The 18,465-nt window shown below is 60.5% G+C and carries 22 protein-coding genes; 6 read left to right on the top strand and 16 right to left on the bottom strand.

The features are described 5' to 3' along the window. Positions 1–17 precede the first annotated feature (17 nt). The 8 genes from LWH48_RS09070 to LWH48_RS09035 all read right to left on the bottom strand — a co-directional run bounded on the left by LWH48_RS09070 (position 18) and on the right by LWH48_RS09035 (position 7,839). The gene (locus LWH48_RS09070) at positions 18–1,322 is read right to left on the bottom strand and encodes a TolC family protein (RefSeq protein WP_232912298.1); all 1,305 of its coding nucleotides are present in this window, start codon (positions 1,320–1,322) and stop codon (positions 18–20) included. A gap of 157 nt (positions 1,323–1,479) precedes the next feature. Continuing rightward, positions 1,480–1,893, bottom strand: a complete 414-nt coding sequence (locus LWH48_RS09065) for a hypothetical protein (protein ID WP_152527157.1) — start codon at positions 1,891–1,893, stop codon at positions 1,480–1,482. A gap of 226 nt (positions 1,894–2,119) precedes the next feature. Then, positions 2,120–2,536 (bottom strand): hypothetical protein, encoded by a 417-nt coding sequence (locus LWH48_RS09060; protein ID WP_152527156.1) that lies wholly within the window; start codon positions 2,534–2,536, stop codon positions 2,120–2,122. A 130-nt stretch (positions 2,537–2,666) separates the two neighbouring features. Beyond that, positions 2,667–3,437 carry a copper resistance protein B gene (locus LWH48_RS09055; RefSeq protein ID WP_232912297.1) on the bottom strand — a complete coding sequence of 257 codons (771 nt, stop codon included), beginning with the start codon at positions 3,435–3,437 and terminating at the stop codon, positions 2,667–2,669. A gap of 9 nt (positions 3,438–3,446) precedes the next feature. Continuing rightward, positions 3,447–5,282, bottom strand: coding sequence for a copper resistance system multicopper oxidase (locus LWH48_RS09050; RefSeq protein WP_232912296.1), 1,836 nt, complete (start codon positions 5,280–5,282; stop codon positions 3,447–3,449). Between the two features lie 72 nt (positions 5,283–5,354). Next, on the bottom strand, positions 5,355–6,647 hold the full coding sequence (locus LWH48_RS09045) for an ATP-binding protein (protein WP_232912295.1): 1,293 nt from the start codon (positions 6,645–6,647) through the stop codon (positions 5,355–5,357). 22 nt (positions 6,648–6,669) lie between these two features. Next, positions 6,670–7,335, bottom strand: coding sequence for a response regulator (locus LWH48_RS09040; RefSeq protein WP_232912294.1), 666 nt, complete (start codon positions 7,333–7,335; stop codon positions 6,670–6,672). A 9-nt stretch (positions 7,336–7,344) separates the two neighbouring features. Further along, positions 7,345–7,839, bottom strand: a complete 495-nt coding sequence (locus LWH48_RS09035) for a cupredoxin domain-containing protein (protein WP_232912293.1) — start codon at positions 7,837–7,839, stop codon at positions 7,345–7,347. Positions 7,840–8,049: 210 nt separating this feature from the next. Between LWH48_RS09035 and LWH48_RS09030 the strand changes: the two genes are divergently transcribed. From LWH48_RS09030 to LWH48_RS09015, 4 genes are all read left to right on the top strand, one after another. Further along, on the top strand, positions 8,050–8,814 hold the full coding sequence (locus tag LWH48_RS09030) for a Spy/CpxP family protein refolding chaperone (RefSeq protein ID WP_232912292.1): 765 nt from the start codon (positions 8,050–8,052) through the stop codon (positions 8,812–8,814). A 164-nt stretch (positions 8,815–8,978) separates the two neighbouring features. Continuing rightward, positions 8,979–9,236, top strand: a complete 258-nt coding sequence (locus LWH48_RS09025; protein WP_232912291.1) for a hypothetical protein — start codon at positions 8,979–8,981, stop codon at positions 9,234–9,236. A 78-nt stretch (positions 9,237–9,314) separates the two neighbouring features. Then, positions 9,315–9,467 carry a hypothetical protein gene (locus LWH48_RS09020; protein WP_023007307.1) on the top strand — a complete coding sequence of 51 codons (153 nt, stop codon included), beginning with the start codon at positions 9,315–9,317 and terminating at the stop codon, positions 9,465–9,467. Continuing rightward, on the top strand, positions 9,464–9,904 hold the full coding sequence (locus tag LWH48_RS09015) for a DUF411 domain-containing protein (RefSeq protein ID WP_232912290.1): 441 nt from the start codon (positions 9,464–9,466) through the stop codon (positions 9,902–9,904). The genes LWH48_RS09020 and LWH48_RS09015 overlap by 4 nt, the downstream gene beginning before the upstream one ends. Before the next feature lie 202 nt (positions 9,905–10,106). Here the strand turns inward: LWH48_RS09015 and LWH48_RS09010 are convergent, their stop codons facing one another. From LWH48_RS09010 to LWH48_RS09000, 3 genes are read right to left on the bottom strand one after another with little or no spacing between them, the layout of a single operon-like run. Then, a complete protein-coding gene (locus tag LWH48_RS09010) occupies positions 10,107–10,880 on the bottom strand; it encodes a sodium:calcium antiporter (RefSeq protein WP_200861427.1) in 774 nt (257 codons plus the stop codon). A gap of 37 nt (positions 10,881–10,917) precedes the next feature. Then, complete coding sequence (gene istB, locus LWH48_RS09005) at positions 10,918–11,673, bottom strand: IS21-like element helper ATPase IstB (protein ID WP_023007304.1); 756 nt, start codon at positions 11,671–11,673, stop codon at positions 10,918–10,920. 16 nt (positions 11,674–11,689) lie between these two features. Then, entirely contained in the window at positions 11,690–12,532 is an 843-nt protein-coding gene (locus LWH48_RS09000; RefSeq protein WP_232912289.1) for a Mu transposase domain-containing protein, read from the bottom strand. A 204-nt stretch (positions 12,533–12,736) separates the two neighbouring features. Here LWH48_RS09000 and LWH48_RS08995 point away from each other — a divergent pair, with 204 nt between their 5' ends. Both LWH48_RS08995 and LWH48_RS08990 read left to right on the top strand, forming a co-directional pair. Further along, on the top strand, positions 12,737–13,051 hold the full coding sequence (locus LWH48_RS08995) for a helix-turn-helix domain-containing protein (RefSeq protein WP_232912288.1): 315 nt from the start codon (positions 12,737–12,739) through the stop codon (positions 13,049–13,051). Positions 13,052–13,117: 66 nt separating this feature from the next. After that, positions 13,118–13,510, top strand: a complete 393-nt coding sequence (locus tag LWH48_RS08990; RefSeq protein ID WP_232912287.1) for a hypothetical protein — start codon at positions 13,118–13,120, stop codon at positions 13,508–13,510. 9 nt (positions 13,511–13,519) lie between these two features. Here LWH48_RS08990 and LWH48_RS08985 read toward each other — a convergent pair whose 3' ends face one another. The 5 genes from LWH48_RS08985 to LWH48_RS08965 are packed head-to-tail and all read right to left on the bottom strand — an operon-like array spanning position 13,520 to position 18,311. Next, the gene (locus LWH48_RS08985) at positions 13,520–15,052 is read right to left on the bottom strand and encodes a conjugal transfer protein TraG N-terminal domain-containing protein (protein WP_232912286.1); all 1,533 of its coding nucleotides are present in this window, start codon (positions 15,050–15,052) and stop codon (positions 13,520–13,522) included. Next, positions 15,052–15,432, bottom strand: coding sequence for a hypothetical protein (locus LWH48_RS08980; protein ID WP_232912285.1), 381 nt, complete (start codon positions 15,430–15,432; stop codon positions 15,052–15,054). The genes LWH48_RS08985 and LWH48_RS08980 overlap by 1 nt, the downstream gene beginning before the upstream one ends. Continuing rightward, the gene (locus tag LWH48_RS18250; RefSeq protein WP_269816162.1) at positions 15,432–16,916 is read right to left on the bottom strand and encodes an integrating conjugative element protein; all 1,485 of its coding nucleotides are present in this window, start codon (positions 16,914–16,916) and stop codon (positions 15,432–15,434) included. The genes LWH48_RS08980 and LWH48_RS18250 overlap by 1 nt, the downstream gene beginning before the upstream one ends. A gap of 13 nt (positions 16,917–16,929) precedes the next feature. After that, on the bottom strand, positions 16,930–17,880 hold the full coding sequence (locus LWH48_RS08970) for a TIGR03756 family integrating conjugative element protein (protein ID WP_442908305.1): 951 nt from the start codon (positions 17,878–17,880) through the stop codon (positions 16,930–16,932). Further along, positions 17,877–18,311, bottom strand: coding sequence for a TIGR03757 family integrating conjugative element protein (locus LWH48_RS08965; protein WP_133483946.1), 435 nt, complete (start codon positions 18,309–18,311; stop codon positions 17,877–17,879). Before LWH48_RS08965 ends, LWH48_RS08970 begins: the two co-directional genes overlap by 4 nt. Between the last annotated feature and the right edge of the window lie 154 nt (positions 18,312–18,465).

Here is an 18,465-nt window from a genome sequence, read left to right as displayed (position 1 = left end):
ACTTGAGAAGTCGTGAGTTAGCGTGAAGACGTGCCTTGGGACAGCAGGTAGTTGATATCCGAGATCACCTTGAGTCGTTGGGCTTTCAGGCCTATGAGCTCCACACTCGCATTGGTTTCATCAATTCGTGCCCGCACGGCTTCTGCAAAATCACCATCGTCATTGTTATAGGCATTCAGGGAAGCTTCGGCCTGTTCGCTCAGCTCTGGCAACAAGCGATTCCCATACAGTGCAAGCCTTTCATCAAGCCGCGACAACTTAGCCCAATTTGTTTCTAGCCTGGCAATCAGTTCACGTATCAAGCTTTCCCTTTGATATTGCACTGATTCATGGCGAGAGGCAGCCGCCGCCACTCGCTTGTCCTGTCGATTTTCCGTAAAGATAGGCACGTCGAATGTGACGCCGACGGAGAACAAATCCGCTCGGCTCCCACCCATGGGGTCGTCTTCGCGGTAGCCATACTGAGCCGACACACCCCATTCTGGCTTGTACTGCTGCCTCGCTGCATCGACTCCAATTTCCATGGCATCAATCGACTTATCGACTGCCAGCACGGCAGGGTGATACCTCACCCGCTCATACCATGCCTGACGATTGGGACGCTCAACGGCAGTGAAAAGCTTAGGTTCTTCCAATTCCAGCCCGGGGAAATCCGCCACTACCGGCATTATCGCTTCGCTCCCCAGCCATTCAGATAGCTGTCGTTCAACGGCCTCCTGTTGCTGCCTGAGATCGGTCAACCGGTCCTCCAGGCGAGTCAACTCCAACTGAGCACGAATCACATCGTCTTGGCGGGTCATTCCAAAGGCGGACGAATAACTCACCTCGGCGACATCAGCTAGCTGCTCAAACAAGCTACGATCACGCTCTATCCGCTCGATGCTCAGCTGAGCTCGAGTGGCCTCCAGCCAAAGCTGGCTGACCGTAGCCTCGACTCTGGCTTCCCTATCCTGCCGCAACATCGGCTGTTGGGCCGCAATCTGCTGCTTTTGTTGCTTGGCAAGCGCCAGGCTATCTCCTCTGGGAAATTTCTGACTGATTCCTACGCTGAACTGGGTCATACCTTCTTGATTCAAGTCAAAGGTATCAACCGGCAGATTTCCCGCTTTCAATGAAATCTGGGGATCAGGTAGCTGGGCCGATGCAATGGCCTCGTTCTCAAGGGCGGCTTCAGTGGACATACTTCCGGTTAACCAAGGGTCTTGATCAATGGCTATCTGTATCGCTTTTTTCAAACTGTCCGCTTCACTTCCGGCAACAGCAATAGCTGGCATCCAGGCGACACCCAAGACACCGGTGAGTAATAATGCAGCCTTGATCACAGCAGATCTCCACGAAAAGGTTATGCCACACAGCAAAACATCATCATAACTAAATTAAATACTCAGCCATAATACACCATGACTGGAAATCTATTCGGAAAACCAAAATCTTACTGGGACGCTGGTTGGCCAGCATTAGCTGGCCAACCACCGCGCATCACTGAATGTCTACATGCAGACTGTACTGGTGCATATCACTATCACCAAACCCACCACTATCACCTGATACCATCAGGCGATATTCGCCTTTCTCGAGCTTTTCATCAATCGTGAAGTCTCCATTGAATGAATCTACTTCCGCAATAGTTTTCCCTGAATCATTCATCAACTTTGCCTTCATCCCAAGTGTAAGACTTGATGATCCTGGAAAGTGATCACTGGCAATTTTCACCTCCGAACTTTCGTTTAATGAAAGTGCATATTCATGTGGGAAGCCGCTGGTCAAAATCCCACCAGACGTAATCCCCTCCGTCAGCTGCCTGCCTTGGGATTCAGTATGACCAAAGCTCGCAAATGCCGGAGTAGCAACGATGCTAATAATGGCGGCGGCAAGTGCAAATTTGATTTTCATGTCAACTCTCCATTTCTGTTTGATGACAGGGCTAGACTACCCCTCCTACCTGAACCCAGGCTTAACAGGTAGACTTAAAAACCATGACACAGGTCATAACTGTTCACTTGCATTGCCAACATCATTTGTGGTTCCCCAAAAAAATTACCCATGATTGGTCTGTAATAAAAAAGGCCAGCTCAAGGCTGGCCACTATGATGAAAAAAATCTGCCCCGACTACTTCATTCAGTATGCAGTATGAAGCTCATACCGGTTTCGATCACTCTCAGCATTGCCTCCCAGTGATGATCCTGACACTTCAATTTGATAACTCCCAGGTTGCAGCTGTCTGTTGAGCTGAAAGTGACCTCGAGGGCTGGATGCTTCCGCTACACGGTTACCGGCATCATCATATAATATCGCTTTGATCTGATTACCCTGACTCGACACTCCCGCAAAGTGTTCACTTGAGACTCTCAGCGTCGTGGGCTGGTCGATGTTGACCTGGAAGCGTTTCGGGTGTCCATTAGCCAGGATCTGTGTAGGAGATACTCCTCTTTCCAAAACCGGCATCTCCTGGACACTGGCTCCCATATTGGCGAGGACAGGCATTGAAAACATGCTTGCCACTGCCATTCCAAAAGTAATTGTCTTGAACTTCATGAGAGGTCTCTCCGTTTTGGTGACACTGTCATGATAGTGGTGCAACTTGAAATAGAGCTGAATATACGTAGGTGAAGGGTAAAAAAAAACGCCACCGGAAGGTGGCGCAAGCACCGACATACAAGGATGGCTAGAACATCAGCCTTACCCCGGCTACGAGACCGGTATCTTCCGTGGCATCACCTCCGGCACGCGAGAGATCGGCGGTATCCCCGTACTGCTTCTCCCAGTAGCCACCCACGTAGGGCGCGAACCGCCGGGTTACCTGATAGCCCAGGCGCATACCGGCACGCACGGAGTTGAGCCCCTCGCCGACACCGAACTCCTCGACCTCGCTGGCAGCGACGACAATTTCGGTACGTGGCTGCAGATAGAGTCGTTGGGTCAGGCGTAGGTCATACTCACCCTCGAAACTCGCCGAGACGTCTCCCTCGTCGCTGACCTGAAGTGCCACGTCAGTCTCGATCCCGTAGGGCATCACACCCTGCAGGCCGATGACCCCATAGCCGCGTTCGGCATGGTCGTCCGAGAACACACCGCCCTGATAGCCGATGCCGCCCTGGAGTTCCCAGAAGTCAGCGATCAACCGGCTATAGAGAAGCTCCAGGGATTCGAACTCGGCGTCCTCGCCATCGCCCTGGACGTTCTCGCCCTCGGACTTCAGGTAGACACGGTTGACGTCGCCGCCGTACCAAGCCTGGAAGTCCCAAACCACGGCCTCTTCCCCCTTGTCGGGCACGACGTACTCGAGCCGGTCGAACAGTGCCATGCCCATATTGTGTTCCACAACCGGTGACGGCCAGCCGGCCGGAGCATCGTAGCCGTCCTCTGCCTGGGCGACGGAAAACGCTGTCGTGGCCAGCAGGACACCGGCGGCGGTCAGTGGGATTCTGTTATTCATGCCTTCTCCTTACGAAACCTTGACGACCCGGAACATGCCGGCATCCATGTGGTAGAGCAGATGGCAGTGGAAGGCCCAGCTGCCCTCGGCGTCAGCGGTGATCAGCGCCGAGACGCGCTCACCCGGCTTGACGTTCAGGGTGTGCTTGCGCGGGATCAACTCGCCCTGGCCGTTCTCCAGCTCCATCCACATGCCATGGAGATGGATGGGATGCTCCATCATGGTGTCGTTGATCAGGATCAGGCGCAGGCGCTCATCCTTATTGAAGTGAATGGGGCCAGTCACTTCACTGAACTTCTTGCCGTCGAAGGACCACATGTAGCGTTCCATATTGCCGGTGAGGTGCAGTTCCAGCTCACGCTCAGGCTCACGGCGGTCCGGCCAGGGAGTAAAGGCCTTGAGATCCCGGTAGACCAGCATCCGGCGCTCGCCGGGATCGATACCGATACCGGCCTGATCGTAGCGAGAGCCAGGCTGAGCCGCCCCTGCCGCCAACATGCCATTGGCGTTCATCCTGTTCTCTTCACCTGACATGCCCTGCATGTTGGCGTGGTCCATGCCCTGCATGTCCGAGCCATTCATGCCGGAATGATCCATGCCCTGCATGTCTGAGCCGCCCATGCCGGAATGATCCATGCCCTGCATGTCTGAGCCGCCCATGCCGGAGTGGTCCATGCCCTCCATGCTGCCCATGCCGTGGGCACCCATGGCCTCCATGCCGCGGTCGGCAATCTTGCGACGCTCGGGAATCTCGGCGGCCATGCCCTCGCGCGGCGCCAGGGTGGCGCGGGCGTAACCGCTGCGATCCATTGCCTCGGCGAAGATCGTATAGGCCGTGTCGTCCTCGGGGGCGACCAGCACGTCGTAGGTCTCGGCCACCCCTATCCGGAACTCGTCGACCGGTACCGGCTGCACCGGCTGACCGTCGGCTGCCACCACGGTCATCTTCAATCCGGGAATACGCACATCGAAGTAGGACATCGCCGAGCCGTTGATCACCCGCAGGCGGACCCGCTCACCGGCCTGGAACAACGCCGTCCAGTTCTCTTCGGGGGAATGACCATTGAGCAGGTAGGTGTAGGTGCTGCCGGTGACGTCGGCGATGTCGCGAGAGCTCATGCGCATCTTCGCCCACATACCACGCATCTCGGCGGTGGCAGCAAAGCCTTCCTCACGCACGTCGGCGAAGAAGTCGGCGATGGTGCGCTCCTGGAAGTTGTAGTAGCCCTCGGCGGTCTTCAGGTTACGGAACACCGACATGGGGTCCTCGAAGGTCCAGTCGGTGAGCAGCAGCACATGCTCACGGTCGTAGCGGAAGGGCTCGCGTCCGGCGGCATCGATGATCAGCGGGCCAGCATGGCCGAGCTGCTCCTGCAGGCCGGAGTGGCTGTGATACCAGTAGGTACCGTTCTGGCGAACGGGGAAACGGTAGGTGAAGGTCTCGCCCGGCGCGATGCCGGGAAAGCTCACTCCCGGTACGCCATCCATCCCAGGCGGCAGGATCAGGCCATGCCAGTGGATGGACGTGGGCTCGTCGAGCAGGTTGGTGACCCGCAGCACGGCGTCCTGGCCTTCCTTGAGCCGGATCATCGGCCCGGGGCTGGTGCCGTTGATGCTGATCGGGCGTGCCTCCTTGCCGTCGATCAGGATCGATTCGCGGCGGATGGCCAGCGACACCTCCGGCCCCTCTTCGACTCCCTTGGAATAGACATTGGTCTGACCCCAGGGGTTGGCCCAGCTAGGACGTAGGCTAAGGGCCGCTGCCGACCCAAGGCCAAGCGCCGCACCGCCTTTGAGGATCTGACGACGTGACATCGGGTGCGTGATGACGCGCGAGTTTGCCATGTGTGACTCCCGTCCATGTTTGACGCGAGCCAGTTTGACTGACGAACCTGAAACAGGCCTGAAAATGCGCAATTAATCGGTAGATTCCTTGATGGGCACCTCCATCCTCACGCACAAGCCCCCCAGTGCACTGGGCTCAAACCTCACTTTCCCGGCATAGCGCGTCATGAGCTGCCCCAGAATGGAAAGGCCAAGACCATACCCGGGGTGACTTTCATCTAGCCGCCGGCCACGTTGACCAAGGCGTGGCAGGTCATCTGCTGCAACGCCAGGGCCGTCATCCTCGACGGTAATCCTTAGGAAATCATCGAGCACAACACGACAATCCACTTCACTTCCAGCCCACTTTCCAGCATTGTCAAGCACTATCCCTAGCATCTCGGAAAAATCCTGAGACTCAATGGGTACTCGTTTCTCGGATTCCTCTGGCAATCTCATGGTGAAATTAATATTTGGATAAAGACCTCGAAACATCTCGATCAACCTTGTGCAATCACGATGGAGATCAGACATACGCCCCGCGTTTGGTCCCGCAATCCTTGACCGCCTAAGTTCTGCATCCAGTTGGGCGTGAATCTCCTCGAGACGCTGCACCAGCTTCTGGCGACGAGTATCATCAATAGGACGCGTCCCTCGCAGCACCTGGGTCACCGCCGCGAGCGGCGTCTTGAGTGCGTGAGACAGGTTTGCTACCGAGTCGCGAGATCGTTGCAAACGACTATCGATCTCATCCATGAATCGGTTGAGCTGAATGACCAAGCTATCTAGCTCAGAGGGAACATCCAAGGATAGTCGCTCTCGATCTCCAGTTCGAAGTTCTCCAAGTTGACCCCGGAGTCGTGAGAGAGGTATCAAGCCTCGATTGACCGCCAGAATATTCAGCAACACCAAGAGCAGTAACAGAACTGCCGCAATAGCCGCTACCCACCAGTGAAGCTCATGCAGCCCCGCTTCTACCTGAGAAAAATCTTCACCAACAAGAAGCACCCCACGCTCTTCCTCCAAAGAGAAAGACCGCCGATATACCAATAAATGTTGCTCACCATCCCTGACTTCCACGAGATCATCACTGGTGTCATCCAACAAAAAGTCCAGTGCCTTCACCCAACGTGGGTCTGAAGAGGAGATATCGCTGCCTAAGCGTAGTACGTACAGGTGGTGAAAGGCTTGAAAACCACGGCTCGCGGAATCCAGCACGATGGGGGTAGCAATATGATCCTTTTGGACTTGTTCAATCGCATGGTCGGCTTCTCGTTTCAGGCGCTCTCCGAGAAAATCGCGCGCCAGGTCTTTAAGCAAGATACCATGCAGCAGCCATGTGGCTCCGGTCACGATGATGGCAATACCAGAGAGCCAACCCAGCAAGCGGATTCGCAGGCTCCGTGGGTCAATTCGTAACAAAGACATACCCCTGCCCGCGCCGAGTCTGTATCGACGATTTCCCTACATGACGTCGCAATCTGGCAATGTACACTTCAATAATATTAGGCGTCGCCGCATCTTGATCCAATGCGTAAAGTTGCTGGAGGAGGCGTTCTTTAGAAAGCACTCGATCAGGATGATGCATAAAATAGCGCATAAGGGCAAATTCAGTTCCGGTCAATGACTGCCAAGCTCCCCCATTGACGCTGACAGATCGGCTTGCCTCATCCAACGTAATACCATTGAGAGAAAGCTCATGCGACGTACTGCCAAACTTCCTGCGAAGTAGTGCTCTAATCCTGGCTATTAGCTCAGGCTCATGAAAGGGCTTTGTCAAGTAATCATCAGCACCTTCTTCAAGACCTACGACCTTATCTTCCCAGGTATCTCGAGCAGTCAGAATCAGAACAGGAAGGTCGTATCCATCTTTACGCCACTTCTTGAGCAAATCCAGCCCAGAGCCGTCTGGAAGACCGAGATCGAGGATTACCAGTTCATAGTGCTCGGTTGCCATAAGTGACCTGGCCACTTTCAGCGAAGTGGCCAAGTCAACCCGGTAACCGTTGTCTTTCAGACTTTCGGCCAGACTCTCTGCGAGAAGGTCGTCATCTTCAAGAAGCAACAGTTTCATGTAAAAAACTTACCCCTGTAAATCGATATTTCCGTACATGCCTGCCTCATAATGGCCCGGAATGTTGCAGGCGTACTGCAGCCCGTCCACATTCTGGGGGGCAGTCCATACAAGCTCTGCGGTGTCACCCGGCGCGATGGTCACTGACGGCATGCTGCCACCATGCTCGCCTTCGGCCATGTCATGGCCTCCATGACCGCCATGTCCGCCGTCCCCACTTCCCATCATCGCCTGCATCATTTCGCGATGCTCTTCCTGTGCTTTGGCGTCTCCGATTACGAATTCATGCTCGAGGTTGCCGGTGTTGACGATTTCGAACTTGATGGTGTCTCCGGGCGCGATATCGAGATTCTCGGCGTTGAACCACATGTCACCCGCCTCGAGCCTAATGGTGCGATCGATGTCGGCATCGCTCACCGCAGCTTGAGAGCCGCCGTGCCCAGCACCAGCGAAGGCAGCTGTCGTAGCGAGGCCGAGTGCCAGCGTCAGTAGAGTCTTGCGCATGATATACCCTCTTTTAGTTGAGTCAGGGGAGTTCACTTGTAACGCACAAACCTGAAGACAAGCTGAACAAAGCAAAAAATAGTGTCAATCCACATCACACCTTGACATTGGGCCCACCCATAGGTTGTAAGCTCATAACTGAAGCCATGACTGCCTTCCCGGGGTGGGTAAGGCGATTTCTCTACCATCAGCAAGATGAGAGTACAGCACATGATCAAGCACAAGCAGCTTCTCGCCATCGCCCTGGCCGCCAGCATGGGTGTCGTCACCAGCGGTGCCGCCTCTGCGCAAGGTATGCAACAGGGTCAGGGCATGCAACAAGGCGGCATGATGGGCGGTCAGGGCGGTATGGGCCCCGGCATGATGATGGGCGGCCAAGGCGGCATGGGCCCCGGCATGATGATGGGCGGCCAAGGCAGCATGGGCCCCGGCATGATGATGGGCGGCCAAGGCGGCATGGGCCCCGGTATGATGATGGGCGGCCAAGGCGGCATGGGCCCCGGCATGATGATGGGCGGCCAAGGCGGCATGGGCCCCGGCATGATGATGGGCGGTCAAGGCGGCATGGGCCCCGGCATGATGATGGGCAGTCAAGGCGGCATGGGCCCCGGCATGATGATGGGCGGCCAAGGCGGAATGATGCCATGTCCGATGATGGCGAACATGGGCGGCATGGCCGAAATGCTCGACGAGGAGCAGCTGAGTTCCCTGCGCGAGATGCGCAGGGAGCAACGTTCCGCCCACTTCGAACGCATGGGCAAGATGATGAACCTGCATGACGACATGATGCTGCTGATGCAGGCGGAGCGTCCTGATCCGGAGGAAGTCCAGGCACTCCATGGTCAGATGGCCACCCTCCAGGGCGAGATGATGGCGGACAAGGTGCGCATGCGTAATCGGATGCAGGACCTGCTGAACGATGAGCAGCGCGAGCAGCTGAAGCAGGACCCTTCCTCCGACAACAACCCGCAGTGATACCCGATGCCCGCCGCCTGGCGGGCATCGCTCAGCCATCTCGCTCCCTATTGCGCTGGGTCAAGGTGGTCAACCGGATGACTGGCACAGAATGACGCAAGGAAGTCGAGGGAATCACCATGACCGCACCGACCGGATCACAGCACCGCACACGTGGAGGACGCTTGCTGGCGTTGCTGCTCGTGGTGCTGCTGTCAGTGTCCGGCCTGACCGCTCAGGCGGCCATGGAGAGCTGCGCCGCTGACTGCAGCACGGCTGAGGTCGAGTTGTTCGATCACGCCGACCCCGAATGCGCCGGCTGCGCGGCCCTGGCGTCGACGTCCCTCGTCATTCCTGCCACCCCCGATACCCTGGCCGACACCGACGGACCAGCCAAGGTCGAATTCATCGCCCCGCCCCCGCGCGAACCTCCCAAACCCTGACCGTGCATCCAACGCCTCGGTGATGCTGGCCATCCGCCTGCCACCGGATTTACCTGCACGTTCGTCAGGAGTCTTGTTATGTTCAGCAACGAATGCTTCGCCTTCATGGACTCAATGAGCTGGATGGGATGGCTGATGCCGCTGACGGTCACGCTTTTGCTTGGCCTAGGCATTGCCGCCCTCGTCAAATACCTGTTCGTTTCCCGTCACACCCAGGAGAACCGCTCATGAACCGCTTTGCCCCCACCCTCTTTTTCTCCACCGCGCTGCTGTTGGGCGCCGGCACCACCCAGGCCGCATCGCCGACCGAGGCCACCCTCTACAAGAATCCCCAGTGCGGCTGCTGCGACGAGTACGCCCGCCAGCTTGAGGAGCGCGGTGTCAGCGTGACCATCGTCGATGACGTGGAGCTGGGCAAGGTCAAGGAGCGCGTCGGCCTGCCCTACGGGCTCGGCGCCTGCCACACCATCGAGATGGGTGAATACGTGATTGAGGGCCATGTTCCCTTCGTGGCCGTGGAGAAACTATTCGAGGAACGTCCTGACACCGATGGCATCGGCCTGGCCGGCATGCCTATCGGCACCCCCGGGATGCCGGGCCCAAAGCAGGAAGACTGGAACGTCTACCAATTCCGGAACGGGGAGGCAACACCCTTCATGACTCTGTAATTCGACCTACAGACAGAGGAAAAAAGGCCGCTTCACGCTTGAGTGAAGCGGTTTTTTCTGTTTGGTTGAAGCACAACTGCGTCGTGATATGGAGCGCGTGACAGGGCTGCCGATGACGTCAAGGCATTGGCAATTGGTCGATAGCACCCACGGCCCGACAGGCCAACCGGCCACTTCGGGCGCGGGCAGGGGTAAATAGTGGTCATAAGGGCCGTATTCCTCGGTGGCGCTCCTGTAACACCAGTACCACCAGCGTCAGGGCTGTCAGCGGGAGTGCAAAGAACAGCATGGTGACGCTGAAGACCGGTAGCGCATCGTGGTGTGTGGCAGCCAGGATCAAGTAGAGGGTGTAAGCCAGGTAATAGGCTAACAGAACGCCACCCTCCCAGCGGCTGATCACCCCGCCAGTGAAGCAGATCGGTAGACAGAGCAAGGCCACGGCATTCATGACCGGGATATCGAAACCCGCCATGGCCTCGGGGACGGCGATGCCGGTGGGAGCCAGCAGCCCGGCCAGGCCCAGCACGCCAAGGAGATTGAACACGTTACTTCCCACCACATTGCCAACGGCAATGTCGCGCTCCCCACGCAGCGCAGCCACGATCGAGGTGACTACCTCGGGAAACGAGGTACCCGCCGCGATGATGGTCAGACCGATTACCTGATCGCTCACGCCTAGCGACTGAGCAAAGACCACGGCGCCGTCCACCAGCCAGCGCGACCCCAGCACCAGCATGCCCAAGCCTCCCACCACATACGCCAGGTTGTTCAATAGCCTGGCGCCTATCGGGCCATGCTTGGCGCGGCTCTCCGGTGATGGTTCCCGACGGCTCTGGCGGAAAAGGAACAGCAGGTAGGCAGTCAGGCCTATCACCAGTAGCCCTCCATCAAGACGCCCGACACTGCCATCTAGAACCAGTTGCGTATTCCGACGAACGTGACCGGTCATTCCGGGGATCGTGACCGATTTGCTCACTCCTCTCTCGCTGGCTCTGGTTTTGTAAGCTGACCGGTCACGATGGGTCAACTTCTGCCGCTTGCGGGGCGGCGCTCTTGCGCATCGATTCTCCTCTGAGTGTCAGGCGGTGGGCGCTGTGCAGCAGCCGGTCCAGAATGGCGTCGGCCACCGTCGCGGCACCGATGTAGTCGTGCCAGTGCTCGATGGGCAGCTGGCTGGCAATCAGCGTCGAGCCCCGGCCGTGCCGGTCCTCGATCACCTCCATCAAGTCCTGGCGCTGCGGCGCGGTCATCTTCTGCATGCCCCAGTCGTCGAGGATCAACAGGTCGGTCTTCTGCAGCTGGCCCATCAGCCGGGCGTAAGAGCCGTCGCCCTGGGCGATGCGCAGCTGCTCGAACAGACGCGGCACCCGCAGGTAGCGCACCGAGTAGCCTTGCCGGCAGGCCTGGTTGCCCAGCGCGCAGGCCAGCCAGGTTTTGCCGCACCCGGTGGGGCCGGTGATGCACAGGTTGAGTGACTGGCCAATCCACTCGCCGCTCGTCAGCGGTGCCATGCGGCCCCGCTCCAGGCCGCGGGGGTGGCGGTAGTCGATGTCCTCGACGCAGGCCGTGACGCGTAGCTTGGCGGCCTTCAGTAGCCGGTCGAGTCGGCGGTTATCGCGATGCAGGGCCTCTCGGTCGAGCAGCATGCCCAGGCGATCCTCGAACGGCAGGTCGTAGGTGTCCGGCTGGGTGAGCTGGTGAGCCAGGGCGTCGTGCATGCCGGTCAGCTTGAGGTGGCGCAGGGTGTCGAGCAGGGGCTGGGTCATCATCGGTCGTCTCCTCGGGTCAGTGGTAGTACTCGGCACCGCGCACGTTGGTGTGGGGCGGCAGGTCGTCAAGCGCCTCGGGGAGGGTCAGCATCGGCTGCTGATCCAGCCCCTGCTTGAGGATCGAGGCGATGCTGGCGTAGCGGGTGGTGGGGATCGCCAGGGCATGCGCGCAGGCCTGCTCCAGCCGCGCCTTGCCGTAGCGCCGGCTGAGCTGCAGCAGGCCCAGGCAGGCACGGTAGCCATGCTCGGGATGGGGGCGGTCCTGAAGCTGTCGCTGGGTCATCTCCAGCGTGGCGACGCCGATGTCCTTCGCCCAGTCCAGGAAGCGGCTTGGCGACCAGTCGCGGTGCGCCTGGTGGCGCTTGGGCATGTGCTCGGCCAGGGTCGAGAAACGCCCCGGCGCGTGGCGCGGGTGCGCCGCCACCCGGTGCCCCTTGTGGAACACCTCCAGCATGGCGTGGGTCAGGCGCACCTCCAGCACCTGGCCAACCAGGCTGTGCGGGACGCTGTACAGTCGCTTGTCGATGTCGAGGTGGTAGTCGATGCCAGGCTTGGCCTTGCGCCACTCGGCGTACTCGTAGGGCGTCTCTGGTAGGGCGCGCAGCACTGGCCGGTCGATGGCCTGGAACAGATCGCGCCGGCTCTCCTCGCGGCCCTGGAAGGGTCGGCGGTTGAGATCCTCCAGCAGCTCGCGGATGGCCTGGTTCAGCGAGGCCAGCGTGAAGAAGGTGTGGTGGCGCAGGCGAGCCAGGATCCAGCGCTCCACCAGCAGTACCGCGGCCTCCGCCTTGGCCTTGTCCTTGGGCTTGTAAGGCCGCGCCGGCAGCAACCCTTTGCCTTTTCCCTTTTCTGTTCTCACTCTGCTCTGCCTTTCGGGGCAAGCCCCTTCCCCTTGAGCCCCCTTCCCTTCACCCCTTTCCGTCCTTTGGCCCTTTCACTTCGTTGCTGGCTTAGCTCAACCGATGGGGCCAGAACATGGAAGGGAACCGCAGAAACTGGCGGGACAAGACAAAGTGAACGCAAGTTACGTATGATTTGGAGGATTCAACGCGAGGACATGACCATGGACCGCAATATCTTTGACGAGCTCGTAGAGGGCTTCGACGCTCTGGCCGCGGAGCGCCAGGGCAAGCGTACGCTGCGCTCACATTCCCTTGCTCTGGACGAGGTTCCTGACGTCACTGCCAGCGAGCTGATCGCGCTGCGCGAGAAGCTGCATATGTCGCGCCCGGTGTTTGCCATGTACCTGCGTACCAATCCCAGGACGCTGGAGAACTGGGAACAGGGGCGCGCCAAGCCCAATGCCCAGGCTAAGACCCTCATCCGGCTGGTTCAAAAGTACCCCGAGACCATCGAGCACCTCGCATCCCTCGCTTAAGCCCGCTGGAGCTTCCCTCTCGTCATGTCTATGCTAAAAGGCTGATGTAGAAAGGGAGGGACGCCCATGGCGCTGAAATCACTTCTGACCCGAACCGGCAGCGCTGGCCGCCGAGCAGCTCGCAAGGCTCTCGACGGTGGGCAGCAGGAAGGCTGGTCTGACGGCTGGCACACCCAGGCGAGTACAGCAGAGTCGCTACGCTTGCTGCGCGACTCCGCCACTGGCGTGGCCAAGTCCACTGCCCAAACGGCCACCACCCAGGAGGGGTGGCGGCGTATCGCCCGGGGAGCCGGCAAGGTGGCTGGCGGAGCGGTGGTGGTGGCTGGCAGTGTGGCTCAGGGGATGCTCCACCACTCCTCCCAGCCGCCAGCGGAAAATGATCAGGACCAGGATCTTGGCTGGGGGGACTTTGGCAGCGGCTACGGCTACTACGGCAAAGACGGTAACAGAATGGATTGAGGATAGGCTTCATCGTGCCGACTGAGCCTTATCTCCGCCCTTTTCGCCTGCACCTTGAGCTTTCTTGCCCCCGCCATCTCCAATGCTGTTCGATATCGCACCGCCAGCCTTCAAGCCTGCCCAAGTCAGCACTCCCATCCAGATCGTCGGCAGCACCAGAAACATCATTCCCTCCACGAACTGCAGCACCATGCGGTCGTATAGGTTATTGGCGGCGGAGAGCCAGCTCAGCTTGGCGGCGTCGCTGCGGTAGAGCAGATCCACCAGGTTGGCGTTGATCCAGCGGGCGAGCTCCCACCAGAAGGTCAGGAACCACATGGCGAAGAGCCCGAAGGTGGCCATGCCGGCGACCTTGAAGCTGTAGCTTGAGATGACCATCACGAACGGCAGGCAGATGATGATGGCCATCACCAGGATGCCCTGCACCATCGGTAATGCCTGCTTGAGCATGTCTATGCCGGCCTGGAAGGGCAGGATCGACAGGGTGCCGCCAATGGCGGAGCCGGCTGTGACGGTAGCATCCCAGAAGCTACTGCCGCCATCCAGGCCGCGAAAGCCCACCACCGCCTGATCCAGGTTGCCGCTGGCCGCACCCGAGCGGGGGCTAACCAGGCGCCGTATCACGTAGTCCTCGGCGTCACTGCCGGTGAAGACGCTGCGGAAGTCGTCCCAGAACCCCGTGCTCACCTCATCATGCAGCCGGGCCCTCAAGCCAACGCTTTCGGCTGACCACCACTCCTGGCAGGAGGGGTAGCCCGGCATCCCCGGGCCGGTGTTGGGTCGGGAGACATCCCGGCTGGCATCGTAGGGGAAGCCAGTGATAGGCCGCCCGGCGTAGAAGCTGTCGTAGTAGCCGGGCGTGGTCTGGAAGTAGTTCGAGCCGATCCAGTCCACATCCATGGCGCGGGTCGCCTCGATGGCGCCGCCCTCCTGCAGCAGCCGATTGCGCGCCGGACCGAAGCACTGGCGCTGAAACTCCCCTATCTCCTGTTGCAGCCCCGGGTCTTCGACGCTGTGCAGGTCCAGATCCATGCGGATGGACTCGAAGTCCGTCGAGCAGGGAATAGCGTGAACGGCCGCCGCGGTTACCCCATGCGAGACGGCATGCACGCCCGCCCACCACAGCGGCAGCCGCGCCTGACGGCCACCGATACTATTCTCGGTCGCACCGAAGGCTCCCTCGGACCAGCCGCCAGAGGCGAACTGTCGAGTACCGCACTCCATCGAGCGGTTCTCGTCGATATCGGCGGTGGCCAGCTGGACCTGCAGCAACGGCAAACAGGTGAATGCATAGGCCAGGATCATGGCGTAGAGCCGGGTCTCGATGCGGTTAACCGTCAAGATGCCCTTGGTCCCGGCCTCGTCGCCCTCCTGGCGGGCCTTGAACCATTCGGAGAGAACCAGGGTAATGAACGGCACCGCGGCGATGCCGGTGCCGACCATGACGTTCCAGATGGCGTTGTTGATGATCCAGCCGAGTAGCGTCATGGCATTCGAGAAGTAGTCGAACACCACCAGCGGCGCGGTGAGCAGGCCTCCCATCAGGCACCTCCCAGCCGATTGATCAGGTTGGTAACCTCGATGAGGGCCAGGATGCCCAGCGCTATCACCTCGAGTCGCCGGAGCTTGGCGAGCGCCTGCCGGCCGTCGTCATGATCCTGGCGCAGCCGTGCCACCGCCCGTGGGCGCAACTTGCGCCACCAGACCAGGGCTAGCGCGGCGTAGAGGCTCAGCCGCCAGGCCAGCAGCCACGCCCATGCAGCCTGCCAGGCACTATGGTGGGCCTCGAGCCCACCCAGCAGCCGCACGCTGATAGATAGAATGACGCCGCTAATCAGCAACATTCCGATCAGTACCGCCATGGCGACCAGCAGCGACGGCCAGCGGGCCGGATTCATCCAGGAGAAAGCGCGTCGAGCCATCAGTCGCCGACCTCCTCGCCGGCTGGGCGGCCACGGCCATCCAGGGCCGCATCCGGGCGGAAGGTCTCACCCTGGGAGGCGCCCTGACTGCGCCGGGAGGCCCGTTCCAGGGCGATGCCGGCAGCACTGTTGCCCAGCGCCTGGCGGATCTCCATCTCGGAGCGCAGCGACTCAATATCCCGATCCAGAGCCACCAGCTTGCGATCCAGCGCCGACATGCCCTGCTCGTTGTCGGCGATGCCCGGGTCACTGCTGCCGGCCAGCAGCAGCCGGCGCGCCCACAGCGCCTTGGTCAGCGTCCGGGCCAGTGCCATCTCGCCACTCAGGCGGTGGATCAGCAGCGAGGCCTCTGGATCGGTGCGTAGCGACTCGATCACCCCACGGGACACGGTAAGGCCGTCACCGGCGGAGACCTGGCGCAGGTTCTCCGGCGTCAACGGCTCGCTGCCGTCGACCAGACTCAGGAGCTTGCCGTAGACCTCCTGCTGTTCACGCTCCAGCTCGCGGACCAGGCCACTGCCGGCCTGGGTCTCGCTGCGCTCGCAGCCGTCGCAGGTACGAATCGACTGCTCGCCGATCACCGTCTGGGTCCACTCGGCGGCCTCCTCGGGGCTCTGCCAGACCGTGCACATGCCGCCCAGGCAGCTCCCTGCCCCGCTACCTGACCCTGCGCCGCCACCGCTCCCACCGGAGGCGCCGCCCAACCCACCGCCACCGATCCAGGAGCCCTCGTTGGTGGCTACCGACCCCCAGCCGCCACCGCCCCCGCCAATGGGGGCCGTGCTGGTGGTGTCGTCACGGCCGTGCAGCAGGTTATAGCCGGCCCGGGCGGTGTCCTGCACCACGCGAATCGGCGCCTGATCCTGGCCGCCGCGGCGCTGGCCTCCCACCCAAGTCACGCCCTGGTTGCCGCCCGACTGGTCGACCTGCTCCTGCGCCGCGACCACGTCGGCGTTGGACTGGGCCGCACTCTGCCAGCTCTCGGCCGCGGCCATCTGCTGCCACCCCTGCCCGGTGACCATGTCGGCCATGCGCTCGGACATCTGGCGGCAGGACATCGACGCCCGGTCGAAGTCGACCCGCCCCTGCAGCACGCCGTTGCTCAGCAGGTCATAGAGCCCCGGGTTGGCCCGCTGGATGACCATGGCGGGCAGCGAGGCTACGGCACCCTGAGCGTTCTGAACCACCGTCCCCATCAGGTTCTGGAAGCCGTTGGTGATACCGTTGAGCTGGTTGGAGACCGTGGCACCAATATCAAAGTTGCCGCAGGTGGCATTCATGTTCCAGCTGATGCCAATTCCACGGCTGTTGGGGTTGTAGCCCCGTCCGGCGGAGACGCTGAAAGGCGAGGCGCCGCCGATCTGGTAGTAGAGGGCATCGGCGGATTGCGCCTGAGCCTGGGCAGCATGGGTAGACAGCAGCCCCACCACCAGGGCGCCGGCCAGCGGCGCAAGGGCGAAGCGTCGCATACGAATTCCTTTCATCGGCTTCTCTCCTTCAGGGGACTGCATACAGCAGGGTCTGGCCGCGACGCTTGCAGCAACGATAGGGGCGCCACAACGACCAGGCGTAGTCACCGCCGGTATCCAGGCGGTCACCGTAAGTGTCGGTGACGCCACGGTCCGGCCACACCCGACAGGATTTGCTCATGCCGGGCGTCAGGCGCTGCCAGCGATGAGTAGAGGGGTCACCTTCCTTGACCGGTCCGGGCGGCCAGTAGCCGTCGCGACTGGAGGCCACCAGCGGCGTGTAGACGTGAGGCTGCCCCGTGCGAGTGACGATGTCGGCAGAGCGCTGGGCAGTGGTCGCCGCGGTCTTGTAATCATGCACCTGGGTCAGGAAGCCGCTGCGCGGATAGACGTTGCCCCACAGGTCGCCGGGCTGGCCCAGCTCACGCATGCCGGGCGTGAGAGCCTCCGGGTAGAGCGACTCGGGAATCCCGCTGCGCCACGCCAGGGCGTCCAGGGTCGAGAGGTGGTAGGGCTGGAAGGGCGTCGCTGCCCCAACACAGGTCATGCCGAAGGCGCTGGCGAAGCTGCTGAAGGCGCTGCCGGCCGGGTGGCCGATGGCGTCCACGTTCTTGAAGCGCAGGTGCTCATGTCGCGCCCGGTTGGCATCCGAGGTGCTCTGCCCGCCTGCCAAGGCCTTACCCAAGGGTGGCGAGAGGGTGGCCACTTCCCACCACGGGTTGTCGCCAGTGTTCTCGTAACTGGAGACCACCAACTCGGGGATGTAATGACGCACCTGCACCGAGGTGCGTATCGAGCAGCCCGACCAGGAACAGTTGAGCCAGACACAGATGCCGATGACCTGATAGTCCAGGCATTGAGTAGTAATCGACGACGCCACAATCTCTGGTGTTGTTAGCGCCTGGGCGGGCCTCTCAATTACGCCCAGGCTCAGCACAGCGCCAATCAACAGAGCGCCCAAGGTCCTGTAGCGCATCATGGGCGGCTCTCCTGACTCAGCAGGCGATCGGCTTCGTTCAATGCCCCCGCGACGTCCGGCTGGCCGTAAATCACATGGCGACCATCGATCACCACGGCGGGCACTTTCTCGACACCCAGCTGCCAGGCCCTGGCCAGCCCGAGATAGCTATCGGCATAGCGGTCAGCAGTTTCCTGCCACGCGGGCGTGGTCATGCGCTCGCGCATCAAGGCTGCAGCAACGTCAGGATCCGCGGGCAACTGCTGAGACAGCAGGGCATCCAGTCGTCCAGGCACATCGAGTTCGATGACCGCTACGCCCGAGGGCACGTTGACGACCGGCTCACCAGCGGTGGTAAAGACTTCGATGGCTGGCTCAGCGAGTACGGGGCCTACCAGGCAGGCAGATAGGCCAAAGGCGGCCAGCCAGCGGCGTGGGTGGTGTCTCTCCATGCGTGCCACTCCAATAGATCAAAGAACTGGCACAGCATTGCCGAGCACATCAAGGGAGACAGCAAGAAATGTTAATTCCGTTGAGAGATGTTTTCTGGCCCAGCCATCAAAGGCTCACTAATCACTAAACCCCACTCATAGCCGAAATCATCTT

It is taken from the genome of Halomonas sp. G15 (genome assembly GCF_021282295.1).
Taxonomy (GTDB): domain Bacteria; phylum Pseudomonadota; class Gammaproteobacteria; order Pseudomonadales; family Halomonadaceae; genus Halomonas; species Halomonas alimentaria.
The sequence above is the reverse complement of the archived record's forward strand: the minus strand, read 5'-3'. Positions and strand labels throughout refer to the sequence as shown.

Coding starts and splice junctions, on each gene's coding strand:
- LWH48_RS09065 (WP_152527157.1), bottom strand. CDS start 1,893: ATGAAAATCAAATTTGCACTTGCCGCCGCCATTATTAGCATCGTTGCT.
- LWH48_RS09060 (WP_152527156.1), bottom strand. CDS start 2,536: ATGAAGTTCAAGACAATTACTTTTGGAATGGCAGTGGCAAGCATGTTT.
- LWH48_RS09055 (WP_232912297.1), bottom strand. CDS start 3,437: ATGAATAACAGAATCCCACTGACCGCCGCCGGTGTCCTGCTGGCCACG.
- LWH48_RS09050 (WP_232912296.1), bottom strand. CDS start 5,282: ATGGCAAACTCGCGCGTCATCACGCACCCGATGTCACGTCGTCAGATC.
- LWH48_RS09040 (WP_232912294.1), bottom strand. CDS start 7,335: ATGAAACTGTTGCTTCTTGAAGATGACGACCTTCTCGCAGAGAGTCTG.
- LWH48_RS09035 (WP_232912293.1), bottom strand. CDS start 7,839: ATGCGCAAGACTCTACTGACGCTGGCACTCGGCCTCGCTACGACAGCT.
- LWH48_RS09030 (WP_232912292.1), top strand. CDS start 8,050: ATGATCAAGCACAAGCAGCTTCTCGCCATCGCCCTGGCCGCCAGCATG.
- LWH48_RS09020 (WP_023007307.1), top strand. CDS start 9,315: ATGTTCAGCAACGAATGCTTCGCCTTCATGGACTCAATGAGCTGGATG.
- LWH48_RS09015 (WP_232912290.1), top strand. CDS start 9,464: ATGAACCGCTTTGCCCCCACCCTCTTTTTCTCCACCGCGCTGCTGTTG.
- istB (WP_023007304.1), bottom strand. CDS start 11,673: ATGATGACCCAGCCCCTGCTCGACACCCTGCGCCACCTCAAGCTGACC.
- LWH48_RS08995 (WP_232912288.1), top strand. CDS start 12,737: ATGGACCGCAATATCTTTGACGAGCTCGTAGAGGGCTTCGACGCTCTG.
- LWH48_RS08990 (WP_232912287.1), top strand. CDS start 13,118: ATGGCGCTGAAATCACTTCTGACCCGAACCGGCAGCGCTGGCCGCCGA.
- LWH48_RS08985 (WP_232912286.1), bottom strand. CDS start 15,052: ATGGGAGGCCTGCTCACCGCGCCGCTGGTGGTGTTCGACTACTTCTCG.
- LWH48_RS08980 (WP_232912285.1), bottom strand. CDS start 15,432: ATGGCTCGACGCGCTTTCTCCTGGATGAATCCGGCCCGCTGGCCGTCG.
- LWH48_RS18250 (WP_269816162.1), bottom strand. CDS start 16,916: ATGAAAGGAATTCGTATGCGACGCTTCGCCCTTGCGCCGCTGGCCGGC.
- LWH48_RS08970 (WP_442908305.1), bottom strand. CDS start 17,880: ATGATGCGCTACAGGACCTTGGGCGCTCTGTTGATTGGCGCTGTGCTG.
- LWH48_RS08965 (WP_133483946.1), bottom strand. CDS start 18,311: ATGGAGAGACACCACCCACGCCGCTGGCTGGCCGCCTTTGGCCTATCT.